The 25,690-nt window shown below is 60.1% G+C and carries 24 protein-coding genes, 1 tRNA gene and 1 pseudogene; 11 read left to right on the top strand and 15 right to left on the bottom strand.

The window, feature by feature from the left end:
* Positions 1-20 precede the first annotated feature (20 nt).
* The gene (fadE, locus tag MT962_RS00130) at positions 21-2,465 is read left to right on the top strand and encodes an acyl-CoA dehydrogenase FadE (protein ID WP_024560165.1); all 2,445 of its coding nucleotides are present in this window, start codon (positions 21-23) and stop codon (positions 2,463-2,465) included.
* Between the two features lie 122 nt (positions 2,466-2,587).
* Positions 2,588-3,358, top strand: coding sequence for an amidohydrolase (locus MT962_RS00125; RefSeq protein ID WP_024560166.1), 771 nt, complete (start codon positions 2,588-2,590; stop codon positions 3,356-3,358).
* Here the strand turns inward: MT962_RS00125 and MT962_RS00120 are convergent.
* The 6 genes and pseudogenes from MT962_RS00120 to MT962_RS00095 form a co-directional block, all read right to left on the bottom strand.
* Entirely contained in the window at positions 3,351-4,694 is a 1,344-nt protein-coding gene (locus MT962_RS00120) for a nucleobase:cation symporter-2 family protein (RefSeq protein WP_024559185.1), read from the bottom strand. The genes MT962_RS00125 and MT962_RS00120 overlap by 8 nt on opposite strands.
* A gap of 27 nt (positions 4,695-4,721) precedes the next feature.
* Positions 4,722-5,057: a hydroxyisourate hydrolase gene (uraH, locus tag MT962_RS00115; RefSeq protein ID WP_024559186.1), complete on the bottom strand. Its 336-nt coding sequence runs from the start codon at positions 5,055-5,057 to the stop codon at positions 4,722-4,724.
* Complete coding sequence (gene uraD, locus MT962_RS00110) at positions 5,054-5,575, bottom strand: 2-oxo-4-hydroxy-4-carboxy-5-ureidoimidazoline decarboxylase (RefSeq protein WP_268237259.1); 522 nt, start codon at positions 5,573-5,575, stop codon at positions 5,054-5,056. The genes uraH and uraD overlap by 4 nt, the downstream gene beginning before the upstream one ends.
* Positions 5,558-6,808 (bottom strand): annotated as a pseudogene (gene hpxK / locus MT962_RS00105) (allantoate amidohydrolase); the annotation flags it as partial. The pseudogene hpxK and the gene uraD, both read right to left, overlap by 18 nt.
* Complete coding sequence (locus MT962_RS00100) at positions 6,805-8,046, bottom strand: alanine--glyoxylate aminotransferase family protein (RefSeq protein WP_247364007.1); 1,242 nt, start codon at positions 8,044-8,046, stop codon at positions 6,805-6,807. The pseudogene hpxK and the gene MT962_RS00100, both read right to left, overlap by 4 nt.
* A gap of 201 nt (positions 8,047-8,247) precedes the next feature.
* Positions 8,248-9,087 carry a MurR/RpiR family transcriptional regulator gene (locus MT962_RS00095; protein ID WP_024559189.1) on the bottom strand — a complete coding sequence of 280 codons (840 nt, stop codon included), beginning with the start codon at positions 9,085-9,087 and terminating at the stop codon, positions 8,248-8,250.
* A 115-nt stretch (positions 9,088-9,202) separates the two neighbouring features.
* Between MT962_RS00095 and ggt the strand changes: the two genes are divergently transcribed.
* The 4 genes from ggt to hpxZ are packed head-to-tail and all read left to right on the top strand — an operon-like array spanning position 9,203 to position 12,734.
* Entirely contained in the window at positions 9,203-10,786 is a 1,584-nt protein-coding gene (gene ggt / locus MT962_RS00090; protein ID WP_247364006.1) for a gamma-glutamyltransferase, read from the top strand.
* 9 nt (positions 10,787-10,795) lie between these two features.
* Positions 10,796-10,981: an oxalurate catabolism protein HpxX gene (hpxX, locus tag MT962_RS00085; protein ID WP_247364005.1), complete on the top strand. Its 186-nt coding sequence runs from the start codon at positions 10,796-10,798 to the stop codon at positions 10,979-10,981.
* Entirely contained in the window at positions 10,978-12,354 is a 1,377-nt protein-coding gene (locus MT962_RS00080) for an AtzE family amidohydrolase (RefSeq protein ID WP_024559192.1), read from the top strand. The genes hpxX and MT962_RS00080 overlap by 4 nt, the downstream gene beginning before the upstream one ends.
* On the top strand, positions 12,351-12,734 hold the full coding sequence (gene hpxZ, locus MT962_RS00075) for an oxalurate catabolism protein HpxZ (RefSeq protein WP_024559193.1): 384 nt from the start codon (positions 12,351-12,353) through the stop codon (positions 12,732-12,734). Before MT962_RS00080 ends, hpxZ begins: the two co-directional genes overlap by 4 nt.
* A gap of 250 nt (positions 12,735-12,984) precedes the next feature.
* Here hpxZ and puuE read toward each other — a convergent pair whose 3' ends face one another.
* Genes puuE through MT962_RS00060 form a run of 3 tightly spaced genes read right to left on the bottom strand, consistent with a single transcriptional unit; the run spans position 12,985 to position 15,405 of the window.
* Entirely contained in the window at positions 12,985-13,938 is a 954-nt protein-coding gene (puuE, locus tag MT962_RS00070) for an allantoinase PuuE (protein ID WP_024559194.1), read from the bottom strand.
* A 13-nt stretch (positions 13,939-13,951) separates the two neighbouring features.
* Positions 13,952-14,689, bottom strand: coding sequence for an allantoin racemase (gene hpxA / locus MT962_RS00065; protein WP_247364004.1), 738 nt, complete (start codon positions 14,687-14,689; stop codon positions 13,952-13,954).
* Between the two features lie 2 nt (positions 14,690-14,691).
* The gene (locus tag MT962_RS00060; protein ID WP_247364003.1) at positions 14,692-15,405 is read right to left on the bottom strand and encodes a GntR family transcriptional regulator; all 714 of its coding nucleotides are present in this window, start codon (positions 15,403-15,405) and stop codon (positions 14,692-14,694) included.
* 141 nt (positions 15,406-15,546) lie between these two features.
* On the opposite strand from MT962_RS00060, the gene MT962_RS00055 reads away from it, so the two are divergent.
* Positions 15,547-17,028 (top strand): NCS1 family nucleobase:cation symporter-1, encoded by a 1,482-nt coding sequence (locus tag MT962_RS00055; protein ID WP_247364002.1) that lies wholly within the window; start codon positions 15,547-15,549, stop codon positions 17,026-17,028.
* 56 nt (positions 17,029-17,084) lie between these two features.
* On the opposite strand, the gene MT962_RS00050 is transcribed toward MT962_RS00055, so the two are convergent.
* Together MT962_RS00050 and dnaQ are read right to left on the bottom strand one after the other, a co-directional pair.
* A tRNA-Asp gene (locus MT962_RS00050) sits at positions 17,085-17,161 on the bottom strand.
* A gap of 133 nt (positions 17,162-17,294) precedes the next feature.
* Positions 17,295-18,029 carry a DNA polymerase III subunit epsilon gene (gene dnaQ / locus MT962_RS00045; RefSeq protein ID WP_024559198.1) on the bottom strand — a complete coding sequence of 245 codons (735 nt, stop codon included), beginning with the start codon at positions 18,027-18,029 and terminating at the stop codon, positions 17,295-17,297.
* A 51-nt stretch (positions 18,030-18,080) separates the two neighbouring features.
* Between dnaQ and rnhA the strand changes: the two genes are divergently transcribed.
* The gene (gene rnhA / locus MT962_RS00040) at positions 18,081-18,557 is read left to right on the top strand and encodes a ribonuclease HI (RefSeq protein WP_024561191.1); all 477 of its coding nucleotides are present in this window, start codon (positions 18,081-18,083) and stop codon (positions 18,555-18,557) included.
* On the opposite strand, the gene MT962_RS00035 is transcribed toward rnhA, so the two are convergent.
* A complete protein-coding gene (locus tag MT962_RS00035) occupies positions 18,554-19,270 on the bottom strand; it encodes a class I SAM-dependent methyltransferase (protein WP_024559200.1) in 717 nt (238 codons plus the stop codon). The two genes, rnhA and MT962_RS00035, sit on opposite strands and share 4 nt — an antisense overlap.
* 33 nt (positions 19,271-19,303) lie before the next feature.
* Between MT962_RS00035 and gloB the strand changes: the two genes are divergently transcribed.
* Positions 19,304-20,059 (top strand): hydroxyacylglutathione hydrolase, encoded by a 756-nt coding sequence (gene gloB, locus MT962_RS00030; protein ID WP_247364001.1) that lies wholly within the window; start codon positions 19,304-19,306, stop codon positions 20,057-20,059.
* Positions 20,060-20,130: 71 nt separating this feature from the next.
* The gene (gene mltD, locus MT962_RS00025) at positions 20,131-21,501 is read left to right on the top strand and encodes a murein transglycosylase D (protein WP_024561190.1); all 1,371 of its coding nucleotides are present in this window, start codon (positions 20,131-20,133) and stop codon (positions 21,499-21,501) included.
* A gap of 100 nt (positions 21,502-21,601) precedes the next feature.
* Here the strand turns inward: mltD and MT962_RS00020 are convergent, their stop codons facing one another.
* On the bottom strand, positions 21,602-22,405 hold the full coding sequence (locus tag MT962_RS00020) for an endonuclease/exonuclease/phosphatase family protein (protein ID WP_024559203.1): 804 nt from the start codon (positions 22,403-22,405) through the stop codon (positions 21,602-21,604).
* Positions 22,406-22,531: 126 nt separating this feature from the next.
* On the bottom strand, positions 22,532-23,707 hold the full coding sequence (locus tag MT962_RS00015) for an MFS transporter (RefSeq protein ID WP_024559204.1): 1,176 nt from the start codon (positions 23,705-23,707) through the stop codon (positions 22,532-22,534).
* 106 nt (positions 23,708-23,813) lie between these two features.
* Here MT962_RS00015 and yafC point away from each other — a divergent pair, with 106 nt between their 5' ends.
* Positions 23,814-24,716: a DNA-binding transcriptional regulator YafC gene (yafC, locus tag MT962_RS00010; protein ID WP_247364000.1), complete on the top strand. Its 903-nt coding sequence runs from the start codon at positions 23,814-23,816 to the stop codon at positions 24,714-24,716.
* 13 nt (positions 24,717-24,729) lie between these two features.
* Here the strand turns inward: yafC and dkgB are convergent, their stop codons facing one another.
* Entirely contained in the window at positions 24,730-25,533 is an 804-nt protein-coding gene (gene dkgB, locus MT962_RS00005; RefSeq protein WP_247363998.1) for a 2,5-didehydrogluconate reductase DkgB, read from the bottom strand.
* Positions 25,534-25,690 lie beyond the last annotated feature (157 nt).

Raw genomic sequence — 25,690 nt, 5'->3', positions numbered from 1 at the left:
AAGCCAGGGAGCTTTTCTCTATGATGATTTTGAGTATTGTTGCAACCGTCATTCTGCTCGGTGCGCTCTTCTATCACCGGGTGAGCCTTCTGCTAAGCAGCCTGATTCTGCTGGCGTGGACAGCGGCGCTCGGCGCGGCGGGCCTGTGGTCCATCTGGGTGCTGGTGCCGCTGGCGATTATTCTTGTCCCCTTCCTCTTTACGCCAATGCGCAAAGCCCTTATCTCCGCGCCGGTATTCCGCGGCTTCCGTAAAGTGATGCCGCCGATGTCCCGCACCGAGAAAGAAGCGATCGATGCGGGCACCACCTGGTGGGAAGGCGACCTGTTCCGCGGCAACCCGGACTGGCAGAAGCTGCATAACTACCCGAAACCGCAGCTGACCGCCGAAGAGCAGGCGTTTCTCGACGGCCCGGTAGAAGAAGCGTGCCGCATGGCGAACGATTTCCAGATAACCCATGAAATGGCGGATCTGCCGCCGGAACTGTGGGCGTACTTAAAAGAGCACCGCTTCTTCGCGATGATCATCAAGAAAGAGTACGGCGGGCTGGAGTTCTCCGCTTACGCCCAGTCTCGCGTGCTGCAAAAACTGGCGGGCGTTTCCGGCATTCTCGCCATCACCGTCGGCGTGCCGAACTCCCTCGGCCCGGGCGAACTGCTGCAACACTACGGCACCGATGAGCAGAAAGATCACTACCTGCCTCGCCTGGCGCGCGGCCAGGAGATCCCCTGCTTCGCGCTCACCAGCCCTGAAGCGGGCTCCGACGCAGGCGCTATTCCCGACACCGGCGTGGTTTGCATGGGCGAGTGGCAAGGCGAGCAAGTGCTCGGCATGCGCCTGACCTGGAACAAGCGCTACATTACGCTTGCCCCTATCGCCACCGTGCTGGGCCTCGCGTTTAAACTCTCCGACCCGGACCATCTGCTGGGCGACCAGGAAGAGCTCGGCATCACCTGCGCGCTTATCCCGACAAGCACCCCGGGCGTGGAGATTGGCAGACGCCACTTCCCGCTGAACGTGCCGTTCCAGAACGGCCCGACCCGCGGCAAAGATATCTTCGTGCCGATCGACTACATCATTGGCGGACCGAAAATGGCCGGTCAGGGATGGCGTATGCTGGTGGAATGCCTCTCCGTGGGCCGCGGCATCACCCTGCCTTCTAACTCCACCGGCAGCCTGAAAACCATCGCGCTGGCGACGGGCGCTTACGCTCATATTCGCCGCCAGTTCAAAATCTCTATCGGCAAGATGGAAGGGATCGAAGAGCCGCTGGCGCGCATTGCGGGCAACGCCTATGTGATGGACGCCGCCGCCTCGCTTATCACCTACGGCATTATGCTTGGCGAAAAACCGGCGGTGCTGTCGGCGATTGTGAAATACCACTGCACGCACCGCGGCCAGCGCTCGATTATCGATGCGATGGATATCGCGGGCGGCAAAGGCATTATGCTTGGCGAAAGCAACTTTCTGGCCCGTGGTTACCAGGGGGCGCCTATCGCCATCACCGTGGAAGGGGCCAACATCCTTACCCGCAGCATGATGATCTTCGGCCAGGGCGCCATCCGCTGCCATCCGTACGTGCTGGAAGAGATGGCCGCCGCGCAGAACAACGATGTGAATGCGTTCGACAAGCTGCTCTTCCGCCATATCGGCCACGTGGGCAGCAACACGGTGCGCAGCTTCTGGCTCGGCCTGACCAACGGCCTGACCAGCGCCGCGCCGACCAAAGACGCTACGAAGCGCTATTATCAACACCTGAATCGCCTGAGCGCTAGCCTTGCGCTGCTGTCGGATGTCTCCATGGCGGTGCTGGGCGGCAGCCTGAAACGCCGCGAGCGCATCTCCGCGCGTCTGGGCGACGTGTTAAGCCAGCTCTATCTCGCCTCGGCAGTGCTCAAGCGCTATGACGACGAAGGTCGCCACGAGGCGGATCTGCCGCTGGTGCACTGGGGTGTGCAGGACGCGCTTTATCAGGCGGAACAGGCGATTGACGACCTGCTGCGCAACTTCCCGAACGGCGCGGTGGCGGGCCTGCTGCGTCTGGCTATCTTCCCGCTGGGCCGCCGTTATGACGCGCCTTCAGACAAGCTTGACCATAAAGTGGCGAAGATCCTGCAAATCCCGTCGGAAACCCGCTCCCGCCTTGGCCGCGGCCAGTACCTGACGCCGAGCGAGCATAACCCGGCGGGCCTGTTGGAGGCGGCGCTGGCGGATGTGATGGCCGCCGAGCCGATTCACCTGCGTCTGTGCAAAGAGCTGGGCAACAACATGCCGTTCACCCGTCTGGATGAGCTGGCGGCGCTGATGCTCAAAGAAGGTCGCATCAATCCGCAGGAAGCGGAAATTCTGACCCGCGCCGAAGCGAGCCGTCTGCGCAGTATTAACGTAGACGATTTCGAGCCGGAAGCGCTCGCCACCCAGCCGGTAAAGCTGCCGGATAACGTGCGAAACGTAGAAGCCGCTTAACCCTCAGCCCCGCAACATGCGGGGCTTTTTTATCCCACCTTTTGCCTCTTGCTCTTCTTGCCAGTTTGTTCGCCTCTCGTGCTACAGTGGAAACATCGCCCTTTTTACAGAGAGCCTTAATCGTGCCTGGTTTAAAACTCACCCTGTTGCAGCAGCCGCTGGTCTGGATGGACGGCCCTGCCAATTTGCGTCATTTCGATATTCAGCTGGAAGCCATTACCGGACGGGATCTTATCGTGCTGCCGGAGATGTTCACCACCGGCTTCGCCATGGAAGCGGCGCAGCAGTCAATGCCGGAAGCGGAAGTGGTGGCCTGGCTGCGGGAAAAAGCGCAGCAGACTGGCGCGATGGTCGCAGGCAGCGCGGCGCTGCAAACTGAACGCGGCCCGGTTAACCGCTTTTTGCTGGTGGAGCCGGAGGGCAACGTGCATTTTTACGACAAGCGCCACCTGTTCCGCATGGCTGACGAGCATCATCACTACGTGGCGGGCGAAGCGCGTCTGGTTATCGAGTGGCGCGGCTGGCGCATCCTGCCGCTGGTCTGCTACGACCTGCGCTTCCCGGTCTGGTCGCGCAACCGCAACGACTACGATCTCGCGCTCTATGTCGCCAACTGGCCCGCGCCGCGCTCGCTGCACTGGCAATCCTTGCTGGTGGCGCGCGCCATTGAAAACCAGGCTTACGTGGCGGGCTGCAACCGCGTCGGCAGCGACGGCAACGGCCACCACTATCGGGGCGACAGCCGCATCGTCAGCCCGCAGGGGGAGATTCTGGCTGAAGGGGTGGCCCATCAGGCGATGCGCCTTGACGCCGAGCTCTCGCTCAGCGCCCTGCGCGAGTACCGCGAGAAGTTCCCCGCCTGGCAGGACGCCGACCCGTTTACCCTTAGCTAACCGTCTTCGCCCTCCCCCGCGCGGCGAGGGCGACAAACTTGCCGTTAAACAGAATATTCAGCACGAAGGCGACAAGGCAGGTGGCGCTGATGCCCGAGTGAAACAGCGTGCGTACCCAGCCGGGGAACTGATCGTAAAAAGCGGGCATCACGATGGGGATCATGCCGAAGGCCAGCGACGTCGCCACCACCACCAGGTTCATATTCTCTTTGTAATCCACTTTCGACAGCGTTCGGATGCCGCTCGCCGCCACCGAGCCGAACAGCACTACGCCCGCGCCGCCCAGCACCGGCATGGGAATAGCGGCAACCACGCGGCCTAACACCGGCAGCAGGCCGAGCACGAGCAAAATCACCCCGCCCGCGCTCACCACAAAGCGGCTTTTAATGCCGGTGAGCGCCACCAGCCCAATATTCTGCGCAAAGGCGCTCTGCGGGAAAGAGTTAAACACCGGCGCCAGCGCGCTGGTGAGCATGTCGGCGCGCAGGCCGTTGGCGATGCGCCGCCCGTTGACGTCGGTGCCGACAATCTCCCCCACCGCCATCAGCCCGGCGGTGGTTTCGGTCAGCAGCACTAACACGATCAGGAACATGGAGAGAATGGCGGCGCTGTCAAACACCGGCATGCCGAAGGCGAAGAGCGTCGGCATCGCCAGCCAGTCGCCCTGAAAAACGGCGCTGAAATCCGCTTTGCCGGCGGCGACGCCCGCCAGCGTGCCGATGACCATCGCCGCCAGCACCGCGATGCGGGTAACGCCGCCGCGCCCAAGGCGGTTGAGCAGCAAAATGACGCCAAGCGTCAGCGCGGCGAGGCCGATATTCGACGGTGCGCCCCAGTCCGGCGCTTTCGCGTTACCGCCCATCGCCCAGCGGGCCGCCACCGGCATCAGCGACAGGCCGATAACCGTAATCACGCAGCCTGTCACCACCGGCGGGAAGAAGCGAATAATGTGCGCAAAGAAAGGCGTAATCAGCAGCCCGAGCAGCGAAGAGGCGATCACCGCGCCAAAGACCACCGGCAGCCCGCCGCCGCCGGAGACGATAGTCACCATCGTCGCCACGCCGGCAAAGGAGACGCCCTGCACCAGCGGCAGCTTTGAGCCGAAAAACGGCAGGCCGAAGGATTGCAGCAGCGTGGAAAGCCCGCTGATAAACAGCGCGGCGGTCACCAGCAGACCGATATCCTCCCCCGAAAGCCCGGCGGCGGAGCCGATAATCAGCGGCGGCGCGATGATGCCGCCGTACATGGTCAACACGTGCTGTAAGCCCCAGGCGAAGGTTTTTACCGCCGGGTAACGCTGGTCTTCCGGGCGCGCGCAGGCGCTTTCTCTGTTCATAGTGCCCTTCCGTTACGTGAGTGAGAATCAGCTGCCGCGGTAGGTGGACCACGACCAGGGAGAGATCAAAAACGGCAGATGGTAATGCCCGCCGCCTGCGGCAACGACGAAATCTATCTGCGCCGTCGGGTAGAGCGTTTCGCGCAGGGTCTGGGCAAAATAGAGACCAATTTCCGCCGTCAGCCGGTAGCGGCCAGCGCTCAGCGGCGCCTGCGTGAACGCGTTATAGCGGCCGTCGGCGTCGGTCAGCGCTTCGCAAAGCGTCTCCCAGCCTTGCGCCGTCTGCTGCTCCAGGCGAAGCGCCACGCCGCTGGCGGGCTTGCCGAGCGCGGTATCGAGAATATGGGTTGAGAGCGAACTCATGGGTGCAAGGCTCCTTCCAGCCGTAACAGGGTGATTTGCCGCAGCTGGTCCAGCGCTTCCGCCGCTTCCTGCTCAGCATCGTTCTCCATGCGGCGCGACAGCTCGCTTAAGATCTCCTCGCCGCTGCGCCCGCTGGCGCGAATAAGAAAGACGCGGCCAAAGCGCGCCTCGTAGGCGGCGTTGCCAGCCGCCAGCGCGTCGGCAAGCGCCGCGTCCCGGGCGTTAACCGCCGCCTGTTCGCCGCGTGAAAGCGCGGCCTCTTTGCTTTCGCCCCGCGCTTTTTCGCCAATGCGCGGATGCGCGCTCAGCGCCAGGTTCAGGTCGTCAAGGCTCCAGCCGCGCGCCAGCGCATCCGCTTCATCCAGCAGGTGGCCGGGCGAGGCGTAAGGCCGCCCCCGCACCAGCGACGCCGTCCAGTGCGGCAGGGCCACACAGGGAGAGATCATCGCCGCCGCGTCCTCTTCGCTCGCGCCGTTGAAGCGCGCCAGCGGCGAGGCGTGCTGCGCAAGCGTCGTCACCGTCTGGCTCAGGGCGACCAACGCCAGCGCCACGTCCGTTTCCTGCACCGCTTCCGCCGGATGATGGCTGACGCCCCCCGCGCAGCGCACAAACAGCATGCCGACCGGCCAGCGTTCGGCGATGGCGATGGCGTCGTGGCCCGCGCCGCTCGGCAGCCGCAGCGCCTGCCCCTGCGTCGCCTCCAGCGCGCCCGCCAGCGTCTCCTGCAGGGTTTGATCGCAAAGCGTCGCCGGGATCGCGTAATAGGTATCCTGACTGAAGGTGAGCCCCCGGCGGATCGCTATCTGCTCCGCCTCTTCCAGCAGGCGGGCCAGCAGCGTTTCCAGCTGCGCGTCGCTGGGGCTGCGGATATCCAGCGTCAGGTTGACCGCGCCGGGGATAACGTTCACCGCGCCCGGCTCGCAGGCGAGCGTGCCAACGGTCGCCACCAGCTCCGGTCCCCAGCTGCGGGTAGTCTGCTCGATAAACACCATCCATTCGGCGCTCGCCGCCAGCGCGTCGCGGCGGTGGCTCATCGGCACCGTGCCCGCGTGCCCCGCCTCGCCCGTAAAGCGGCAGGCAAGGCGTTTCGCGCCGTTGATGGCGGTGACCACCCCCAGCGCCAGGTTTTCGCGCTCCAGCACCGGGCCCTGCTCAATGTGCAGCTCCAGGTAAGCGCTGAAGTCCGCCGCGTTCCGCGCCGCCTCGCCGATGCGCGCGGGGTCAAGCCCGGCGTTAACCAGCGCCTGCGCCATCGTGACGCCCTGCGCGTCCCGCTCCTCCAGCCAGCCTGCGGGCCAGCTGCCGGTCAGCCCGCGGCTGCCAAGCAGCGTAACGCCAAAGCGGGTGCCCTCTTCATCGGCGAAGCCGACAATCTCAATCGCCTGCGCCAGACGCAGGTTATGGCGGTTGAGCCAGTCGACCAGCTCAATCGCGCTTATCACGCCCAGCATGCCGTCGTAGCGCCCGGCGTTGCGCACCGTATCCAGATGCGAACCGAGCAGCACGGCGCTGGCGCCTTCCGTCGCCCCCTCGTAGCGGCCGCAGATATTCCCCACCGCATCCTGCCAGGTGAGCATGCCCGCGTCGTTCATCCACTGCGCCACCAGCGCGTTGGCGCGCAAATGCTCCGGCGAGAGGTAAACACGGGTGAGCTGCCCCGGCGTTTCGCTGATGTGCGCAAGCTGGTCGCAGCGCTGCATAACGCGCGCGGCGCCGAGGCTCGCCTCGTGGCTGGTCATCAGTGCATTCATACGGCGCTCCGCGCATAAACGTCCCACGCCGCCTGCATCGCCGCGCCCTGGGTGGTTTTAAAGCCCAGGCGGTTGAGTACCGCCTCCAGCGCCGTCAGGGTTTGCAGCACGCAGTCTTTGCGAGCGTTGTAGCCCATGGTGCCGATGCGCCAGATTTTCCCCTGCAGCGGGCCGAAAGAGGTGCCAATCTCAATATGGAAATCTTCCAGCAGCAGCTTGCGCACCGCCTCGCCGTGCACCTGCGAAGGGATAACCACGCCGAGCACGTTATTCATCTTGTGACGGAGATCGCCGAACGGCTCAAGCCCCATGCCCTGAATGCCCGCCAGCAGCGCGTCGCCGTGCAGTGCGTGACGGGCGATAAGGTTATCCATGCCCTCTTCCAGCATGATCCGCGCGCACTCGCGGGCGGCGAACAGCATGCTGGTGGCTTCGGTATGGTGGTTCAGCCGCTCCGGCCCCCAGTAATCCATCACCATGCCGAGGTCGAAATAGTTGGAGTAGATCATCTCCTCATCGCCATCCTCATGGGCGGCGGTGCGAATGCCCTCCTCCACGTGCTTACGACGGCGGATAGCCTCTTCCATCTGCGCGCTCAAGGTAACAGGCGAGCTGCCGGACGGGCCGCCGAGGCACTTTTGCAGGCCGGCGGAGACAGCGTCCAGCCCCCAGGCGTCGGTTTGCAGCTCGTTGCCGCCGAGCGACGCGGTGGCGTCGGTATAAAAGAGCACGCCGTGGCGACGGCAGATGTCGCCCAGCTCCGCCAGCGGCTGGAGCATGGTGGTGGAGGTGTCGCCCTGCACGGTAAGCAGCAGGCGCGGCTTCACTTTTTTGATAGCCTCTTCAATCTGGTCCGGGGTAAACACCTCTCCCCACGGCACCTCAATAGCGTGCACCTCGGCGCGGCAGCGGCGGGCGATTTCACACAGCAGATGGCCGAAGCGGCCAAACACCGGCACCAGCACTTTGTCGCCGGGGCGAATGGCGGAGACCAGAATCGCCTCGATGCCCGCACGCGACGTGCCGTCCACCAGCATTGTCCAGCGGTTTTGCGTGCGAAAGACGTCGCGGTAGAGCGCCATCACTTCGTTCATGTAGCCGGTCATCACCGGGTCATACTGGCCGACAAGCTGGCTCGCCATGGCGCGCAGCACGCGCGGGTCGGCGTTAATCGGCCCCGGCCCCATCAGCAGGCGGTGCGGCGGGTTGATCTGCGGGTAGTGTGCATTTGCTGACATGAGAAATTCCTTTATGGTCTGGCCGGGCGACATGAAACAAACGATTCGTTAAGAATTATTTTGCAACTAATGTGCCACTGGCAAAAACAACGGCGAAAGCGAGAAAGCTCGCGGCCTCCGTCCGGAAAGGGAAAAGGTGCGAAATGACGCGCTGAACCAAAGCGGGACATCCCGGTGGTGCAACTGCACCACCAAAGGGCGTTAACGCTGCTCCAGTTCGTCCAGTTCGCCATAGAGCGCGGCGATATGATGAATGCGCTGACGGCCTTCGCTCAGCGTGTTGTGCAGCACGGCGTTGGCCAGCAGATTAACGAGGCTCATCGCCCCGCTGTAGCTGTCGAAGGCAGACACGCTGTCGAGCGGCGTGGCGAGATGCCAGCGGGCAAGCCCACTCAGGCCGCTCGCCTGCGGTTCGCTGATAAGCGCCACCGGGACGCCCTGCTGCTTCAACTGCGCAAGCAGCGGGCGGATAACGCGGGGCCGACGGCGAAACGCCACCACCACCACGCAATCTTCCGCGGTTAAATCCACCAGCTCTTCCGCCAGCGTCTGGCCCGGCTGCGGGATAAGCGTAACGCCGCCGCGGCTTTGCAAGAGTTGCTGGCGCAGATGCAGCGCCACCGGCGCGCTGTTGCGCAGGCCGAGAATAAAAACCCGGCGCGCGCTGCCGAGCGCGCCGACCACCCCGGCGAACTGCTGCGCGTCCAGCGCGTTCACCCATTGCGCCAGATTCGCCATCTCCTGCTTGTAGTGGCGCGCCAGCAGCGTGTTGCCCTGCACCGCGTCGCGGTTCTCCGCAAGCGGCATGCCGCTCTGGCGCAGCTCGCGCAGCTCTTCGCGCATCGCCTTATAACGATCGTAGCCAAGGCGCTTAAAAAGGCGGCTTACCGTCGCTTTCGATACCCCGCTAAGGCGGGCCAGCTCGACGCTGTTGTAGCTAATCAGGTCGTCGAAATGATCCATAATGAAAGCCGCCACGCGCTGCTCCTGCACGGAAAGCTGGCTGTAGCAGGCGCGCAGGCGCTCGTCTAACTGTTGCATGGCTGCTCCTGTAACTTTCGTTTCATCTTACCCTCGCACAATGAAACGAATACGGTCAACCTGGAACGGTTTTTGCCTCACCCCCTACCTGACTTGCCCATAAGAGAGCAACACGATGCAAAGCAATATGGCCCCTTCCGGCATGGCGGTAACACCGCATCACCTCGCCAGCGAAACCGCGCTTTCGGTGCTGCGCCACGGCGGCGACGCGATAGAAGCGATGGTGGCCGCCGCCGCGACCATCGCCGTGGTGTATCCCCACATGAACGGCATCGGCGGCGACGGCTTCTGGCTGATTGTGCCGCCGGAGGGCGAACCGGTGGCGATAGACGCCAGCGGCGCGGCGGGTTCGCTCGCCACACTTGAGTGGTACGCTGACCATGCCGCCATTCCCCATCGCGGCCCCCGCGCGGCGCTGACGGTGCCGGGGACGATAAGCGGCTGGGATGAGGCGCTGAAGCTTTCCGCCCGCTGGGGCGGCGGGCGCTTGCCGCTGTCTCGCCTGCTTGCCGACGCCATCCGCTACGCCGCCGACGGCATTCCCGTTACGCTCTCTCAGGCGCACGCCACAGAGAATAAATACGCTGAACTGGTGGAGATGCCAGGCTTTGCGCAGACCTTTCTCACCCGGGGCGAAACACCGCGCCCCGGCTCGCGTTTCTGCCAGCCGAAGCTTGCGCAAACCCTGACGCGGCTGACCACCGAAGGGCTGGAGAGCTTTTATCGCGGGCCGTTGGCAAAGCTGATGGCGCAGGAGATGGCGGAGCTCGGCATGCCGATAACGTACCAGGATCTCACCGCTCACCGCGCCCGTCAGCGGGTGCCGCTGCGCCTACACCACTCCCATGGCGAAATCTATAACATGACGCCGCCGACCCAGGGGCTGGTGTCGCTCGCCATTCTCGGCATCACCGACCATCTGGATATGGCTCACGCCGACGAAGAGGAAACCGTACACCGCATCGTCGAGGCGACCAAAAAGGCGTTTGCGCTGCGCGATAAGTACATTACTGACCCGCGCCACGTTACGCTGCCGGTGCAAAGCCTGCTGGAGGCAGACAAGCTGGCGGCGCTGGCGGCGGAAGTGGACGACAACCGCGCCGCCGGATGGGGCGCCGGCAAAGGCCCGGGCGACACGGTGTGGATGGGAGTTATCGACAGCAACGGCATGGCGGTGTCGTTCATCCAGAGCATTTATCATGAATTCGGCAGCGGCGTGGTGCTGCCGCAAAGCGGCGTGCTGTGGCAAAACCGCGGCGCCGCCTTCAGCCTCGACCCGGCGCATTTACTGGCGCTCGCCCCCGGCAAACAGCCATTCCACACGCTCAACCCCGCCGCCGCCCGGCTGGCGGATGGCCGCACGCTGGTTTACGGCTCCATGGGCGGCGACGGCCAGCCGCAAACTCAGGCCGCCATTTTCACCCGCCATGTGATTCAGGGGATGGGATTGCAGCAGGCGGTAAGCGCGCCGCGCTGGCTGCTCGGACGTACCTGGGGCCAGGCGAGCGATAGCCTCAAGCTTGAAGGGCGCTTCAGCGCGCAGACCTTCCAGCGGTTGCGCGAGCTGGGCCATGAGGTGGAAGCGCTGCCCGACTTCAGCGAGGCGGTGGGCCACGCGGGGGCGATTGTTCGCCATACCAACGGCATGCTGGAAGGCGCCTTCGACCCGCGCAGCAACGGCAGCGCCGCCGGATTTTAAGGAGAGAAAATGAACGAAACTTTCGAATGGCCGGCTTACATCCGGCTGATGGAACAGCTGCTGGCCGTGCCGCTGGACGATGCCCGGCGCGCCGAGCTTGAAACCCAGCTTTCGCGCATCGCCAGCATGGCCGCGCCGCTGCTCGCCTTCCCGCTGGACCAGCGCCAGGAAGTGGCGGGAGTGTACCGGCTATGAGTTTATCCATTAAGGCTATCCGTGAAGGGCTGGCGCAGGGCCATTTTTCCGCCGCCGAGCTGGCGCGACAGACGCTTGCCGCCATTGAGCGAAGCAACCCGGCGGTGAACGCGTTCACGCACGTTTCGCAGGAGAGAATGTTGCAGGAGGCGGCGCGCGTCGACCAGCTTCGTGCGCAGGGCCAGCCGCTGCCACCGCTTGCCGGCGTGCCTTACGCCGTAAAAAATCTCTTCGACATCGACGGCGTAACCACGCTTGCGGGCGCGGCGCTTTTCAGCCAGCAGCCGCCCGCGGCGAAAGACGCGTTCGCCGTCTCGCAACTACGCCGCGCGGGGGCGCTGCTCGGCGGGGCGCTGAACATGGACGCTTACGCTTACGGCTTTACCACCGAGAACAGCCATTATGGCGCCACGCATAACCCGCACGACCTGACGCGGGTGGCGGGCGGCTCCTCGGGCGGCTCCGCGGCGGCGGTGGCGGCCGGAATGGTGAACTTTACGCTCGGCACCGACACCAACGGCTCCATACGCGTGCCCGCCTCGCTGTGCGGCGTGCTGGGGTTGAAACCCACTTTCGGACGCCTTTCGCGCAGCGGCAGCGTGCCGTTTGTCGCAAGCCTTGACCACATCGGCCCGCTGGCGCGTTCAGCGGAAGACCTGGCGCAGGTTTACGACGCGCTGCAGGGCGCGGATGAGACAGACCGCTTTCAGTCGCCCCGCCCGGTTGAACCGGCGGCAACGCGGCTTGCAGCAGAGACGCCGTTGCGCTGCGCCGTGCTGACAGGCTACTTCGATACCTGGTGCGATGAAGACGCGCGCACGGCGGTGGCGCAGGTGGCGAAAGCGCTCGGCGCCCAGGAAACGCTGACGCTGCCGGAAGCGGAGCTGGCGCGTCAGGCGGCGTTTTTGCTGACCGCCGCCGAGGGAGGAAATCACTATCTGCCGCAGCTTCGAACCGAGCCGCACCGCTTTGAACCCAACTCCCGCGAACGCCTGCTGGCGGGCGCGATGACCCCTTCAGCCTGGTACACGCAGGCGCAGCGTTTTCGCGGCTGGTTTCGCGACCAGACGCTGGGGCTGTTCGATAATGTCGACCTGCTGCTGGCCCCCGCCACGCCCTGCTGCGCAACGGAAATCGGCGCGGCGACAATGCGTATCAACCATACCGATTTGCCGGTCAAAGCGAGCATGGGAATGCTGGCGCAGCCCATCTCGTTTCTTGGCCTGCCGGTCGTTACCGTACCGGTGATGACCGCGAAGGGGTTGCCCATCGGCGTGCAGCTTATCGGGGCGCCGTGGCGGGAGGCGACATGTTTGCAGGCGGCGAAACGGCTTGAAAATCTGGGTGTGGTCAACGTGGAGGTGAAGAGATGAACAGGGATAATATCGATCGCCCGGCGGTGTTAAACGAAGTTCGCGCCGCCTTTTATCGCTACGAAGAGGCGCTGGTCACGAATGATGTGGCGACGCTGGATGCGCTTTTCTGGGTGGACGAGCGCACGGTACGCTACGGCGCGACGGAAAACCTGTATGGCATTGAGCAAATCCGCGCGTTTCGCGCGGCGCGCCCTTCGCAGGGCTTAGACCGTACGTTGCGCAATACCACCATCACCACCTTCGGCGACGAGATGGCGGTCGCCAGCACCGAGTTCACCCGCGAAGGCAGCGATCGCATCGGCCGTCAGATGCAGACGTGGGTGAAGTTTCCGTTCGGCTGGCGCATTGTGGCCGCACATGTGAGTTTGATGGAATAGCGGCGTTTCGCTGCGGCCCCTCACCCTAACCCTCTCCCCATGGGGGAGAGGGAAACGGTATACGCCGTTGGTCAGGGCATTTTCACCGCGCTCAGGCTAAAAACCGTATCCATAAAGCCAAGCTGCTTTCCGGCGCCCCTCACCCCAGGGGAAAGGGAACCCGGGTTTCGCCGCTCTACACGCGCCTCTCCCACATCCGCAAAGCTGACCGACTCTCTCTCCCTGCCGGGGAAAGGGCCGGGGTGAGGGGCTACTTCGCGTAGGGGTGCGTTTTCAGCCAGTGGTCGGCGATATCCTGGCGGCGGCAGACCCACACGCGGTCGTGGCTCTGCACATAGTCCAGAAAACGCTGCAACGCGCGAAAACGCCCCGGTCGACCCAGCAGGCGGCAGTGCATGCCCACCGACATCATCTTCGGCGCGGTCTCCCCTTCGGCATACAGCACGTCGAAACTGTCCTTCAGATAGGTATAAAACTGCTCGGCGGTGTTGAAACCCTGGGCAGTGGCGAAGCGCATGTCATTAGCATCCAGCGTGTAGGGGATGACCAGATGCGGCTTGCGGCCGCCATCTTCGCACTCCACCTCCGTCCAGAACGGCAGGTCGTCGCCGTAATAATCGCTGTCGTACTGAAACCCGCCCTGCTCCACCACCAGCCTGCGGGTATTGGGGCTGTCGCGCCCGGTGTACCAGCCGAGCGGCTTTTTGCCAAACAGGGTCTCCAGCGTGTCGATGGCCTGACGCAGGTGCGCGCGCTCCTCTTCCACGCTCATATGTTGATAGTGGATCCAGCGCCAGCCGTGGCTCACCACGTCGTAATCCGCCGCTTTGATCGCCTCGACAATCGCCGGGTTGCGGGCAAGCGCCATACCCACGCCGAAGATAGTCATCGGCAGGCCCCGGCGTTGGAACTCTTCATGGATGCGCCAGAAGCCCGCCCGGGAGCCATATTCATAGAGCGAGTCCATCGACATATGGCGATCCGGGTAGCTTGCCGCGCCGATGATATCGGAGAGAAACTGCTCGGAGCCGCTGTCGCCATGCAGCACATGGTTCTCGCCTCCCTCTTCGTAATTCAACACAAACTGCACGGCGATGCGCGCCTCTCCCGGCCAGCGGGCATGGGGCGGTTTGCCTGCATAGCCCAGCATGTCTCGCGGGTAAGCTTCATTCAGGTGATGGCGGTGATCCGGTACAGTTTGCATCCTTAGTATCCTCTTAGCTCAGCATTTCAAAACAGCCGGTGAGCGGCTTTTTGTTGGGATACGCGAGGTCGCCGTGTTTACTGGTGCCAAGACCGAGCGACAGCAGGGATTCCACCATTTTCACCGCCGCCGTTACGCCGTCGATGACCGGAATGCCAAGCTCGGCGGTCAGCTCGCGGGCAAGGTTCGCCATGCCGCCGCAGCCGAGCACAATCGCCCCGCTGTTGTCTTCGTTCTTCGCCTGTATACAACGCTCGCGTACTTTCTGCTGAGCAAGACCCGTGCCATCTTCAAGCGCCAGCACCGGTAAATCGATGGCGTGCAGCGCTGCGCAGTGGTGTTCAAAGCCATACTGGCGCAATAAATGGCGGGCGATGATGACCGTGCGCGGCAGCGTGGTGACCACAGAAAAACGCGTCGCCACCAGCGTCGCCACGTGCATGGCCGCCTCGGCGATGCCAATCACCGGCCCTTTCGCCAGCTCCCGCGCCGCCAGCAGACCCGGGTCGCCAAAGCAGGCGATAATATGCCCGGCGACGCCCTGCGCCTGACCGCGCTTTATCTGCTCAAGCACCCCGACGGCGGCGATAGCTTCGTCGAAATGCCCTTCGATGGACTCCACCCCTTGCGTCGGGCAAACCGCCAGAATTTCTGTGCCTGGCATGGCGACAGCGCGGGCCGCCTCGCCGATGGTGCGCGTCATCTCAACGCTGGTGTTGGGGTTGATAACTTGTATACGAAAACCGCTCATGACTACGCCTCCGCCTTGCCAAACAGGCGGGTGAAATCCGCCAGGGTTTCTCCACTGCGTTCAAAGCAGAGGCTTTCTACAATGTGGGTGAAATGGTGCGCCAGCGCGTCCGTCAGCCCGGCGAGATCTTTTTCGCGCAGCAGATCGATAAGCTTTTCGTGATCGTCGCAACGACAGCCGCGCTGCCAGGGCGATCCCCATGCGGCGATAACGAGTGAGGAGCGCTGGGTAAGGCTTGTCACCATCTCCGTTAGTACGGCGTTACCGGAGATAGCCTGTAGCTGAATATGAAAAGCGGCGGAGTGGCGAATCGCCGCCGGGCCGTCGCCTTCGCGGTGCGCCTGCTCTTCCAGCGCCACGACCTTTTCCAGCCCCGCCAGATGAGGCGGCTGAAGGCGGGCAAGCACGTGCGGCAGGTTAGCGCACTCAATGACGCTGCGGGTCTGAAAGATAGCTTTTGACGCTTCCACCGTGGGGCTGGCGACAAATGCACCACGCCTGGGCGTCATGTCGATCATTTGCACCGCCGCAAGGCGCGTCAGCACTTTACGGATGCCGGTGCGGCTAACGCCAAACACCTCCGCCAGCGCCTCTTCCGGCAGCTTGCAGCCCGGCGGCAGCTGGTGCTCGACAATCGCATTCAGCAACGAGTGCCAGATATGCGCTTCTTTATCCGGTAATTCCTGCGGGGCGCTTAAGCCCGTTTCACGCTTCATTTATAGCTCCCGTCTATGGTCGGCTTTCACTTCTTGTATACAACAAATAATTCTCTTGTACACAAAAAAGAAAAACCTGGCCTGGTTCCTGCAAAGACAATGGCAGACATTTCGTCGCCATTGTTCAGAGGAGCAGATTCCATGCCAAACCATGAGCCCGCAGAAGTGAACCCGAATGCCGGATACAGCCCCCGGCTCTGTAATGACGACCTGGCCCCTACCCGCAACCAGACCTGGTCCTGGTACAATATCTTTTCATTCTGGATGTCGGATGTGCACAGCATGGGCGGCTACGTGGTCGCCGCCAGCTTCTTCACCCTGGGGCTTGCCAGCTGGCAGGTACTGCTCTGTCTGCTGGTAGGGATTTGCATCGTGCAACTGTGCGCCAATCTGGTGGCGAAACCGAGCCAGATGGCGGGCGTGCCTTACGCGGTTATCTGCCGCCAGGCGTTCGGCGTGTTTGGCGCGAATATCCCGGCGGTGATCCGCGGCCTTATCGCCTTCGCCTGGTACGGCATTCAGACTTACCTTGCCGCGAATGCGTTAATGCTGGTGGCGCTGAAGTTCTGGCCTTCTCTCGCAACCATGACCGAGGGGCATTTCCTTGGCCTTTCGCACTTAGGCTGGGTTTGCTTTGGCATTATGTGGGTGCTGCAGGCGATGGTGTTCTGGCACGGGATGAATGCGATTAAGCGCTTTATCGACGTCGCCGGGCCAGCGGTTTACGTGGTAATGATGGCGCTGGCGGGCTGGATTTTGTATCAGACCGGCTTTGACGGCATCTCCTTTACGCTTGCCAGCAAATCGCTTTCTACTGGCGAGCAGACCTGGCAGATGATTACCGCCACGGCGCTGGTCGTCTCCTATTTCTCCGGCCCGCTGCTGAACTTTGGCGATTTCTCGCGCTACGGAAAAAGCATGAGCGAAATTAAGCGCGGCAACCGCTGGGGCCTGCCGTTTAACTTCCTGCTGTTTTCCATCGTCACCGTGGTGATTGTCTCCGGCACGCAGTCGTTGTTCGGCCAGATGATAACGGACCCGATCGAGACCGTCAGCCGCGTGGGCAACAGTCTCGCCATGGCGATTGGGCTGCTGACGATGATCACCGCCACCATCGGCATTAATATCGTGGCCAACTTTGTCTCGCCAGCGTTTGACTTCTCTAACTGCTCGCCGCAAAAGATTAGCTTTCGCACCGGCGGGATGATCGCGGCGGTAGGTTCCGTTTTACTGACGCCGTGGAATCTGTTCCAGTCGCCCGAGTTGATTCACTATACGCTGGACGTGCTGGGGGCGTTTATCGGCCCGCTGTTCGGCATTCTGCTGGCGGATTTCTACCTGATTAAGCGCGGCAAGGTGTTCGTCGACGACCTCTTCGATGACACGCCGAAAGGCCGCTACTGGTACAAGAACGGCTTTAATCCGAAGGCGATTTTCGCGCTCATTCCATCCGTGGCGGTAGGCCTGATCATCAGCTTTATTCCAGGGCTGCATGAGGTGGCGAGCTTTAGCTGGTTTATCGGCGCGGCGCTGGGCGCGGGCTGCTACCGCTGGGTGGCGCGACATGAACGCGCGACGGACGTCAGCGGCTTCCCGGCGCAGGTGGCGATGTCGAAGGAATAACCGAAGGCGGAAAAGACGAAAGCCTGAATCATTGCTGATTCAGGCTTTCTGAATAGTGGCGGAACGGACGGGACTCGAACCCGCGACCCCCTGCGTGACAGGCAGGTATTCTAACCGACTGAACTACCGCTCCGCATTGTTCCCGTTGGGGAACGAGGCGCATATTACGGATTGCCCCCAGGGCCGTCAACGCTTTTTCTCACACTTTTAACCGTTTGCTGCAAATTTCGCCCGGCCGTTGAATTTCTCTTCATTATAGCCCGCCATCAGGCGCGCCACAGGCAGCTGCCGCCCTTTTTCTGCACCAGATCCAGACGCGATTCGTGCGCCATTATCTCTTCATCGCTGGCCCTTATCACCCGTAGCGACGAGGCCTGACGGACAACGCGCTGAATTGCCGCCTCGCCGCCCTGCTGCTGCTGCCCCTCGCCGTCCATAGAGAATTTCAGCGACGTCTGGCCGCCGGTCATCGCCAGATAGACATCCGCCAGGATTTGGGAGTCGAGCAACGCGCCGTGCAGGGTACGCTTGGTGTTGTCGATTTCGTAGCGCGAACAGAGCGCGTCAAGGCTGTTGCGCTTGCCCGGGAACATGCGGCGCGCCAGCGCCAGGCTGTCGGTAATTTTGCAGAAGGTTTCTGTCTTCGGAATGCCGCGGTTGAGCATGCCGAATTCATAATCCATAAAGCCGATATCAAACGAGGCGTTATGGATGATAAGTTCGGCGCCGCGAATATAGTCGAGGAAATCCTCCACCACGTCGCCGAACGTCGGCTTATCCATCAGGAACTCGTCGGCGATGCCGTGAACGCCGAAGGCTTCCGGGTCCACCAGCCTGTCGGGTTTCAGGTAGACATGAAAGTTGTTGCCGGTCAGGCGGCGGTTTATCACTTCGACCGCACCGATCTCAATAATACGGTGCCCTTCATAGTGAGCGCCGATCTGGTTCATACCGGTGGTTTCTGTATCGAGGACAATCTGTCTTGTAATAGCTGTGCTCATAGCGCTCGTTGTGTCAGACTTGGGCTTTTAATCACAGGAAGTCTACCAGAGATGCGTAAAGAGGTAGAAATTTTCACCGATGGATCCTGCCTTGGCAACCCGGGGCCCGGCGGTTACGGCGCTATTTTGCGCTATAAGCAGCACGAGAAAACGTTCAGCGCGGGTTATCGTCTTACCACTAACAACCGCATGGAGCTGATGGCCGCTATCGTGGCGCTGGAAGCGCTGCGCGAGCATTGCATTATCACCCTCAGCACCGACAGCCAGTATGTCCGCCAGGGGATAACCCAGTGGATCCACAACTGGAAAAAGCGCGGCTGGAAAACGGCGGAAAAGAAACCGGTTAAAAACGTCGATCTCTGGCAGCGGCTGGATGCGGCGCTTAGTCAGCATGAGATTAAATGGGAGTGGGTGAAAGGCCACGCGGGCCACCCGGAAAACGAGCGCTGCGATGAGCTCGCACGCCAGGCGGCTAATAACCCGACGCTTGAAGATGTGGGTTATCTGCCCGAAGCGCCCGCGCTTTAAGGTTTACGGTATTGCCTTGTCGCCCCGACGGCGGGGCGCAGCTGCGCTTTGGCTTTGCGCGCTTTCATTGGGTTGAGCGTAAGGGGAATGGTTCGCTTACGGGCCACGATAAGCTGCATACAGCCCAACGCCGGCAGGTGCGTGCTCAGCAACCTGCCGCCCTGCCGGTGCCAGGGCAGCACCTGAAAATTCCCGTGATGCATCACTTCAAAATTTAATAAGGTGAGCCAGTCCAGCTGGCGCATCATGGTGAACATGCGGCTGTTATAGGGCATTTTGCGGCGCAGGAAAGGCACCATTTTCCCGGCACCGAGGAGGCTTAACGGACTGAAGCTGCTGAGGATCATCCAGCCGTCGTCAATCAATACGCGATCGACTTCCCGCAGCAGGCGGTGCGGATCCGGGCACCAGGGCAGCGTATGCGCCAGCAGACAGGCATCCACCGACTTTTCGGCAAAGGGTAAATGAAGCGGGTCAGCTTTTACCTGCAACGTTTCCCCTTGCGGGGCAATGTTAACCTGATGTGAAATGGCGCAGGCTTCCGTGCTGACCTCCGCGCTCAGGTTGCCTATCTTAAGCAGATGAAAACCATACATCTTCCCAAGCCATGGCGTAAGCTGCTGCTCCAGCGCCGCGCGGTAAAAGTCGCCCCAGGGCAACTGGCTCCAGTGAGCGGGCGCGGTGAAGGCCGCAGGGGTCCTTGCAGGTTTCATCACAACCTTCCGTAACGTAATGTGAGGTGATTTATGAATCTTAACAGTATTCCTGCTTTTCAGGACAACTACATATGGGTGCTGAGCGATGAACAAGGAAAGTGCCTGATTGTCGATCCAGGCGAAGCCGCACCGGTTCTGAAAGCGATAGAGGAAAACGCGTGGCAGCCGGTCGCCATTCTGCTGACGCATCATCACGATGACCATACAGGCGGCGTTAAAGCGCTGCTGGCGCGTTATCCTGACCTCATTGTGTATGGGCCGCAGGAGACGGCGGGCAAAGGAACCACGAAGATAGTCCATGAAGGCGATGCGGTTGTCATACTGGGGCATGAATTCAGCGTTATTGCCACGCCCGGTCACACTTTAGGACATCTCTCTTATTTCAGTTTTCCTTATCTTTTTTGCGGCGACACGATGTTTTCCGCAGGCTGCGGTCGTCTCTTCGAAGGCACGCCAGCGCAGATGTACCAATCATTCCAAAAATTAAATCAGCTGCCGGAAGAAACCCTGATTTGCTGCGCGCATGAATATACGTTAAGCAATTTAACGTTTTCAGTGGCTATCCTGCCTGAGGATATGCACTTAACCCAATATTATCGAGAAGTTAAAGAGTTACGTGCAAAAAACCAAAAAACACTCCCCTCAAATCTGAAAAAAGAACGGCAAATCAACTTATTTCTCCGCGTGAATGATATTGATTTAATTAATAAAATAAACACAGAAACAACTTTGCAACACCCTGAAGAGCGATTCGCCTGGTTACGGGCAAAGAAAGATAGTTTCTAAAAATTTCTGCTTGTGCTCTGCGGTCTTCAAAGTTATCATCGCTCGTCTTTTAAGCAACTATTGACACACACATGAAGGCAAAAGCGATATTACTCGCCTCTGTCCTGCTTGTGGGGTGCCAGGCAACCAAGCAAGACGCCGGCGTTCAACAGCATGCACAGAGCCTTTCTGCGGCTGGTCAAGGGGAAGCAGGAAAGTTTGCTGGTCAGACTGCGCGATGGATGGACGATGGAACCTTCCTCGCGCAAGATCAGGACCTGTGGTCTTTCATTGGCGACGAGCTAAAGATGGGGATACCGGAAAATGACCGGATCCGCGATCAAAAACAGAAGTATTTGAGAAACAAGAGCTATCTCCACGATGTAACTTTACGGGCAGAGCCGTATATGTACTGGATAGCCGGGCAGGTTAAGAAACGTAACATGCCGATGGAGCTGGTACTCCTACCCATAGTGGAGAGCGCTTTTGACCCCCACGCCACATCGGCTGCGAATGCCGCTGGCATCTGGCAGATTGTGCCGAGCACGGGGCGTAATTATGGTTTAAAACAGACCCGCAATTATGATGCGCGTCGCGACGTGGTGGCCTCAACAACCGCCGCGCTCAATATGATGCAGCGTCTTAACCGCATGTTTGACGGCGACTGGTTACTCACCGTGGCGGCCTATAACAGCGGCGAAGGTCGTGTATTGAAGGCAATGAAAGCGAATAAAGCACGAGGAAAATCCACGGATTTTTGGTCGCTTTCACTGCCACAGGAAACCAAAATCTACGTGCCTAAGATGCTGGCTTTGAGTGATATTCTCAAAAACAGCAAGCGTTACGGGGTACGTTTGCCTACGTCCGACGAAAGTCGTGCGCTGGCGCGCGTGAAGGTCAATAACCCGGTTGATATGGATCAGCTGGCGGAAATGGCCGGCATGCCTGTCAGCAAGCTGAAAACGTTCAATGCGGGCGTGAAAGGCGATACGCTGGGCAAAAGCGGGCCGAAATACGTCATGGTGCCGCAAAAGCATGCTGAGCAGCTGAGAAGCTCGCTGGCGGCCGGGGAAATCGAAGCTATCCAGCCGCAGATGCTGGCGGATGCGAGCCCGGTTGAAAGCCGCACTTATAAAGTGCGCTCCGGCGATACGCTTTCCACTATCGCGGCGCGAATGAACGTTTCGACGAAGGATCTGCAACGCTGGAATAACCTGCGCGGCGCGAACCTGAAAATCGGCCAGACGTTAACAGTAGGCAGCGCCAGCGGCGCGACAAGCCTCGCCAGCAACAGCGACAGCATTACCTATCGCGTGCGTAAAGGCGACTCTCTGTCGAGCATTGCGAAGCGCCACGGCGTAAACATCAAGGATGTGATGCGCTGGAATAGCGATGCGGATAAATTGCGGCCTGGCGACCAGCTCACGCTCTTCGTGAACGATAGCGCGACGCCGGACTCCTGATCGTAACGCGAAAATGCTAAAAATGGCACCGATTCCCCCGGTGCCTTTTTTATTGCGCCGCTTTCAGACTAAGCGGGCGACCAAACGCGTTTATGCCACCCTATTTCTTCTCAGGCTTGCCCGGGCTGAATTCGACCAGCAATGGGTTATGGTCGGAAGCGCGGGTAACCAGCACGGAAGCTTCATGCACGGCTAATCCCCGGTAAAAGACAAAATCGAGCGGACGGCCAAAAGCGCGACGACGCTGGTCGTCAGTAAAGCGAACCTCACGCAGCGCCATCTCGCGGGCGAAGCGATATAACGCGTTTTTACGCGGCCGGCTCCAGGCGTTGAAATCCCCTGCCATAATGACCGGACCATTGTGATGCGCCAGCTGATCGCCAATCGGTCCTAACTGTTTACTGTAAACATCCACCCCAAGGCTGAAGTTTACCGCGTGCACATTCACCACCATCAGCATGCGGCTATCCGGCAAAGGATAGACCGTCACCAGCGCCGATTTCGCCAGACGCAGGATGGGCTCCCGCTCACGCAATGGGCAGCAATAAACTGGGTGAGCCGCAGCCAGCGTCATTACGCCGGAGGGGTGTTGCGGCAGCACGAAAGCAGGCACCTGGTCGGCAGCCAGATAATTTTTAGTGGCGAAAGAGACCAGTTCAGGCGTGGTCTGCGCCTCCTGGAGCAAAACCAGATGAGCATCTTTACCAAAGGTCTGTAATACGGATAACCATTCGGCACGCTGCTGTTTGAAGATGTTCCATACCAGCACACGCAGCACATCATGTCCGGGCAACGGTTCCCCCGCCGGCAGCGCCTGGCCAATGCCCGAGAAGGAGCCTGGCGGTAAGATTCGCTCTGCTGGCTGGCCGGCAATGTAGCGCATGGCATAGGTTGTTTTTCGCACGTTTCGCTGAATGCCTCCGTTGAGATAGCCGTCACAATGACGTGACGGCTTATCAGTTATAGGGATTTTAGCTCACAGTTTCAACGCCAGGCAGTGAGGAAATGTACGAACTGTCTTTAGCTAAAGTTAACCCAGCGCCAGACGCGGCTTGCTATCGAGACGGCCGCTCAGGCTCACCAGCACCAGGGCGACAGCCACAATCACCGCGCCAATCCACGGCGTCTGGGCAAGCCCGATATGCGCTACCGTCTGGCCGCCTATGACCGATCCCATCGCTATTCCTACGTTAAACGCCGCGATATTCAACCCGGAAGCGACATCGACAGCATCCGGCGCATACTGCTCCGCCTTTTGCACGACATAAACCTGTAAACCCGGCACGTTGCCAAACGCAAAGATGCCCATTACCAGCACGGTCGCCAGCGCCGCATACTGTATGGAAGCGGTGAACTGGAAGACAAGCAGCAACAACGCCAGCGCGGCAAAAATAAACTTAAGCGCAGGCACTGCGCCATGGCGATCGGCCAGTTTACCTCCCCAGATATTGCCGACAGCAACAGAAACGCCATACCCGAGCAGGATCCAGCTCACTGCCGCAGGGCTAAAACCCGCCAGACTCTGCATCATCGGCGCAAGGAAGGTGAACGCAGTAAATACGCCGCCGTAGCCCAGCGCAGTTATCGCGTAGATCATCAACAGGCGGGGATGCGTCAGCACGTTAAGCTGTGCCTTAAGGCCCGCAACGGCGCGACCAGGAATGTCCTTCGGCACCAGAATCAGGCTGCTGATAAGCGAAATCACCCCAAGCGCCGAGACCGCAAGAAACGTTTCACGCCAGCCAAAGTGCTGCCCGATGAAAGTCCCCAGCGGCACGCCGGTGACCAGCGCGACGGTCAGGCCGCCAAACATAATGGCAATGGCGGAAGCCGCTTTCTCTTTTGACACCAGACTTGTGGCAATAGTCGAACCAATTGAAAAGAAAACGCCGTGCGCAAGGCCTGTTAGCACTCGCGCCACAACCAGCGTTTCATAACCCGGCGCCAGCCAGGCGAGCACATTGCCCGCGGTAAAAAGCGCCATCAGCCCGACCAGCAGCTGTTTACGCGGCACTTTTCCCGTCAGCGCGGTCAATACCGGCGCGCCAACCGCCACGCCCAGAGCATAAAGCGAAACCAACAGTCCCGCAGAAGGCAGCGAGACGCCAAGCTGTTCAGCGATAGTGGGCACAAGGCCAACGATAACAAATTCGGTCGTGCCTATTGCAAAGGCACTGATGGTCAGAGCGAGCAATGCCAGAGGCATAATTTATCTCCATAAGCAGTGGTTCAGTGTTGGCGTGCAGTATGGAGAAATGCTTAAATAACAAAAATATTCAAAATCACAATAAAATTTTGCCGGAGAAGCAACAATGAAGGCAACATCTGAAGAGCTAGCTATTTTTGTCGCGGTGGTGGAAAGCGGCAGCTTTAGCCGGGCGGCAGAACAGCTACGGCTCGCGAACTCGGCGGTAAGTCGATCGGTTAAGAAGCTGGAGATGAAGCTTGGCGTGAGCCTGCTGAACCGCACGACGCGTCAGCTTAGTCTCACCGAAGAAGGCGAACGCTATTTCCGTCGCGTTCAACAAATTTTGCAGGAGATGGCTGCCGCCGAGAATGAGCTAATGGAAACCCGCCATACGCCGCGCGGTTTACTGCGGATTGATGCCGCTACGCCTGTAGTCCTGCATTTTTTAATGCCGCTAATCAAACCTTTTCGTGAACGCTATCCGGAGGTCACGCTCTCGCTGGTCTCCTCTGAAACCTTTATCAATCTCATTGAGCGTAAAGTGGATGTGGCTATTCGCGCCGGTAATCTGACAGACTCCAGCCTGCGGGCTCGCCCTCTGTTCAGCAGTTACCGTAAGCTCGTCGCCTCGCCTGACTATCTGGATCGTTATGGCGTACCGCAAACCGTCGAAAATCTCGACGATCATGTTTGCCTTGGCTTTACCGAACCCGTGTCGCTGAATACCTGGCCGGTGGCGCGGCAGGATGGTCAGCTGCATGATATTCAGGTGGGATTATCTTCCAACAGCGGGGAGACAATTAAGCAACTCTGTCTGACAGGTAATGGGATTGCCTGTCTGTCGGACTATATGATTGATAAAGAAATAGCGAGTGGAGAGGTCGTGGAATTGCTCGCTGAGCATCGCTTACCCGTAGAAATGCCGTTTAGCGCAGTTTATTACAGCGACCGTGCCGTTAGTACACGCATCCGGGCATTCATCGATTTTCTGAGCGAACATGTGAAACAGCCCCGTGAAGGGCTGTAAATAGAGCAGACGCTTAGTCCCACTGGGGCGCTAAACCTTCCGGGCTTACCAGACGCTCGTTACGATCGAGCGCGGCGATGGCGTTCATATCTTCCTCATCAAGCGTTAGCTGTTGCGCCTGCAGGTTACTCTGCAGGTTTGCTCGCTTCGTTGAAGACGGAATGACGGCATACCCCAGCGCCAGTGCCCAGGCCAGAATAACCTGCGCAGGCGTAGCCTGATGCTTTGCCGCAATACGGGCAATGGCTTCGTCTTCCAGCGCCTTGCCGTAAGCCAGCGTCATATACGATGTAACAGGGATACCATGTGCTTTAGCCCATGCCGTGACCTTTTTATTTTGCAGATAAGGCGAAAGCTCAATCTGATTAGTCGCAATCTGTTCAGCACCGACAGCGGCAATGGCCCGTTCCATTAGCGGAATGGTGAAATTAGAGATACCGATTTCACGCGTCAGCCCTTCTTTCTTCGCTTCAAGCAGCGCTTGCATAAATTCTTCAACCGCCACGGCATCACCAGGCGATGGCCAGTGAATCAGCGTCAGATCGACATAATCAGTGCGGAGTTTTAGCAGACTCGCTTTCAGGCTGGGAATGAGCTTTTCCTTGCTCAGATTTTCGGTCCAGATTTTTGTCGTGATGTAGAGATCGCGACGTGCAACGCCGCTCTCTTCGAGAGCCTGACCAATAGCTGCTTCATTGTCATAAATTTGTGCGGTATCGATAGCGCGATAACCCAGCTCAAGAGCGGTTTTAACGGACGCGATGACGACGTCATCTTTGAGACGGAAGGTACCAAGACCAAATGCAGGAACTGTCATAAATCCTCTTTAACTCATTTTCGTTGAGAAAGAAGATTATCGAGGGTCAGCTGCAGAAGAAAAAGATCGCTAGTGACAGAGGATTATTGCTGTTAAAGCAATAATGGGGCTGCAGAAACAAAAAAGCCCTGAGCTAATGCTCAGGGCTTCATAATAA

It is taken from the genome of Franconibacter sp. IITDAS19, assembly GCF_023079515.1.
In the GTDB taxonomy this organism is placed as follows: Bacteria; Pseudomonadota; Gammaproteobacteria; order Enterobacterales; family Enterobacteriaceae; genus Franconibacter; species Franconibacter pulveris.
The sequence above is the reverse complement of the archived record's forward strand: the minus strand, read 5'-3'. Positions and strand labels throughout refer to the sequence as shown.

Bases quoted from the DNA above. Each gene is read 5' to 3' on its own strand.
- fadE (WP_024560165.1), top strand. From the start codon at position 21: ATGATGATTTTGAGTATTGTTGCAACCGTCATTCTGCTCGGTGCGCTC.
- MT962_RS00120 (WP_024559185.1), bottom strand. From the start codon at position 4,694: ATGAACAGAGAAAGCGCCTGCGCGCGCCCGGAAGACCAGCGTTACCCG.
- uraH (WP_024559186.1), bottom strand. From the start codon at position 5,057: ATGAGTTCGCTCTCAACCCATATTCTCGATACCGCGCTCGGCAAGCCC.
- MT962_RS00100 (WP_247364007.1), bottom strand. From the start codon at position 8,046: ATGTCAGCAAATGCACACTACCCGCAGATCAACCCGCCGCACCGCCTG.
- MT962_RS00095 (WP_024559189.1), bottom strand. From the start codon at position 9,087: ATGCAACAGTTAGACGAGCGCCTGCGCGCCTGCTACAGCCAGCTTTCC.
- ggt (WP_247364006.1), top strand. From the start codon at position 9,203: ATGCAAAGCAATATGGCCCCTTCCGGCATGGCGGTAACACCGCATCAC.
- hpxX (WP_247364005.1), top strand. From the start codon at position 10,796: ATGAACGAAACTTTCGAATGGCCGGCTTACATCCGGCTGATGGAACAG.
- MT962_RS00080 (WP_024559192.1), top strand. From the start codon at position 10,978: ATGAGTTTATCCATTAAGGCTATCCGTGAAGGGCTGGCGCAGGGCCAT.
- hpxZ (WP_024559193.1), top strand. From the start codon at position 12,351: ATGAACAGGGATAATATCGATCGCCCGGCGGTGTTAAACGAAGTTCGC.
- puuE (WP_024559194.1), bottom strand. From the start codon at position 13,938: ATGCAAACTGTACCGGATCACCGCCATCACCTGAATGAAGCTTACCCG.
- hpxA (WP_247364004.1), bottom strand. From the start codon at position 14,689: ATGAGCGGTTTTCGTATACAAGTTATCAACCCCAACACCAGCGTTGAG.
- MT962_RS00060 (WP_247364003.1), bottom strand. From the start codon at position 15,405: ATGAAGCGTGAAACGGGCTTAAGCGCCCCGCAGGAATTACCGGATAAA.
- MT962_RS00055 (WP_247364002.1), top strand. From the start codon at position 15,547: ATGCCAAACCATGAGCCCGCAGAAGTGAACCCGAATGCCGGATACAGC.
- dnaQ (WP_024559198.1), bottom strand. From the start codon at position 18,029: ATGAGCACAGCTATTACAAGACAGATTGTCCTCGATACAGAAACCACC.
- rnhA (WP_024561191.1), top strand. From the start codon at position 18,081: ATGCGTAAAGAGGTAGAAATTTTCACCGATGGATCCTGCCTTGGCAAC.
- MT962_RS00035 (WP_024559200.1), bottom strand. From the start codon at position 19,270: ATGAAACCTGCAAGGACCCCTGCGGCCTTCACCGCGCCCGCTCACTGG.
- gloB (WP_247364001.1), top strand. From the start codon at position 19,304: ATGAATCTTAACAGTATTCCTGCTTTTCAGGACAACTACATATGGGTG.
- mltD (WP_024561190.1), top strand. From the start codon at position 20,131: ATGAAGGCAAAAGCGATATTACTCGCCTCTGTCCTGCTTGTGGGGTGC.
- MT962_RS00015 (WP_024559204.1), bottom strand. From the start codon at position 23,707: ATGCCTCTGGCATTGCTCGCTCTGACCATCAGTGCCTTTGCAATAGGC.
- yafC (WP_247364000.1), top strand. From the start codon at position 23,814: ATGAAGGCAACATCTGAAGAGCTAGCTATTTTTGTCGCGGTGGTGGAA.
- dkgB (WP_247363998.1), bottom strand. From the start codon at position 25,533: ATGACAGTTCCTGCATTTGGTCTTGGTACCTTCCGTCTCAAAGATGAC.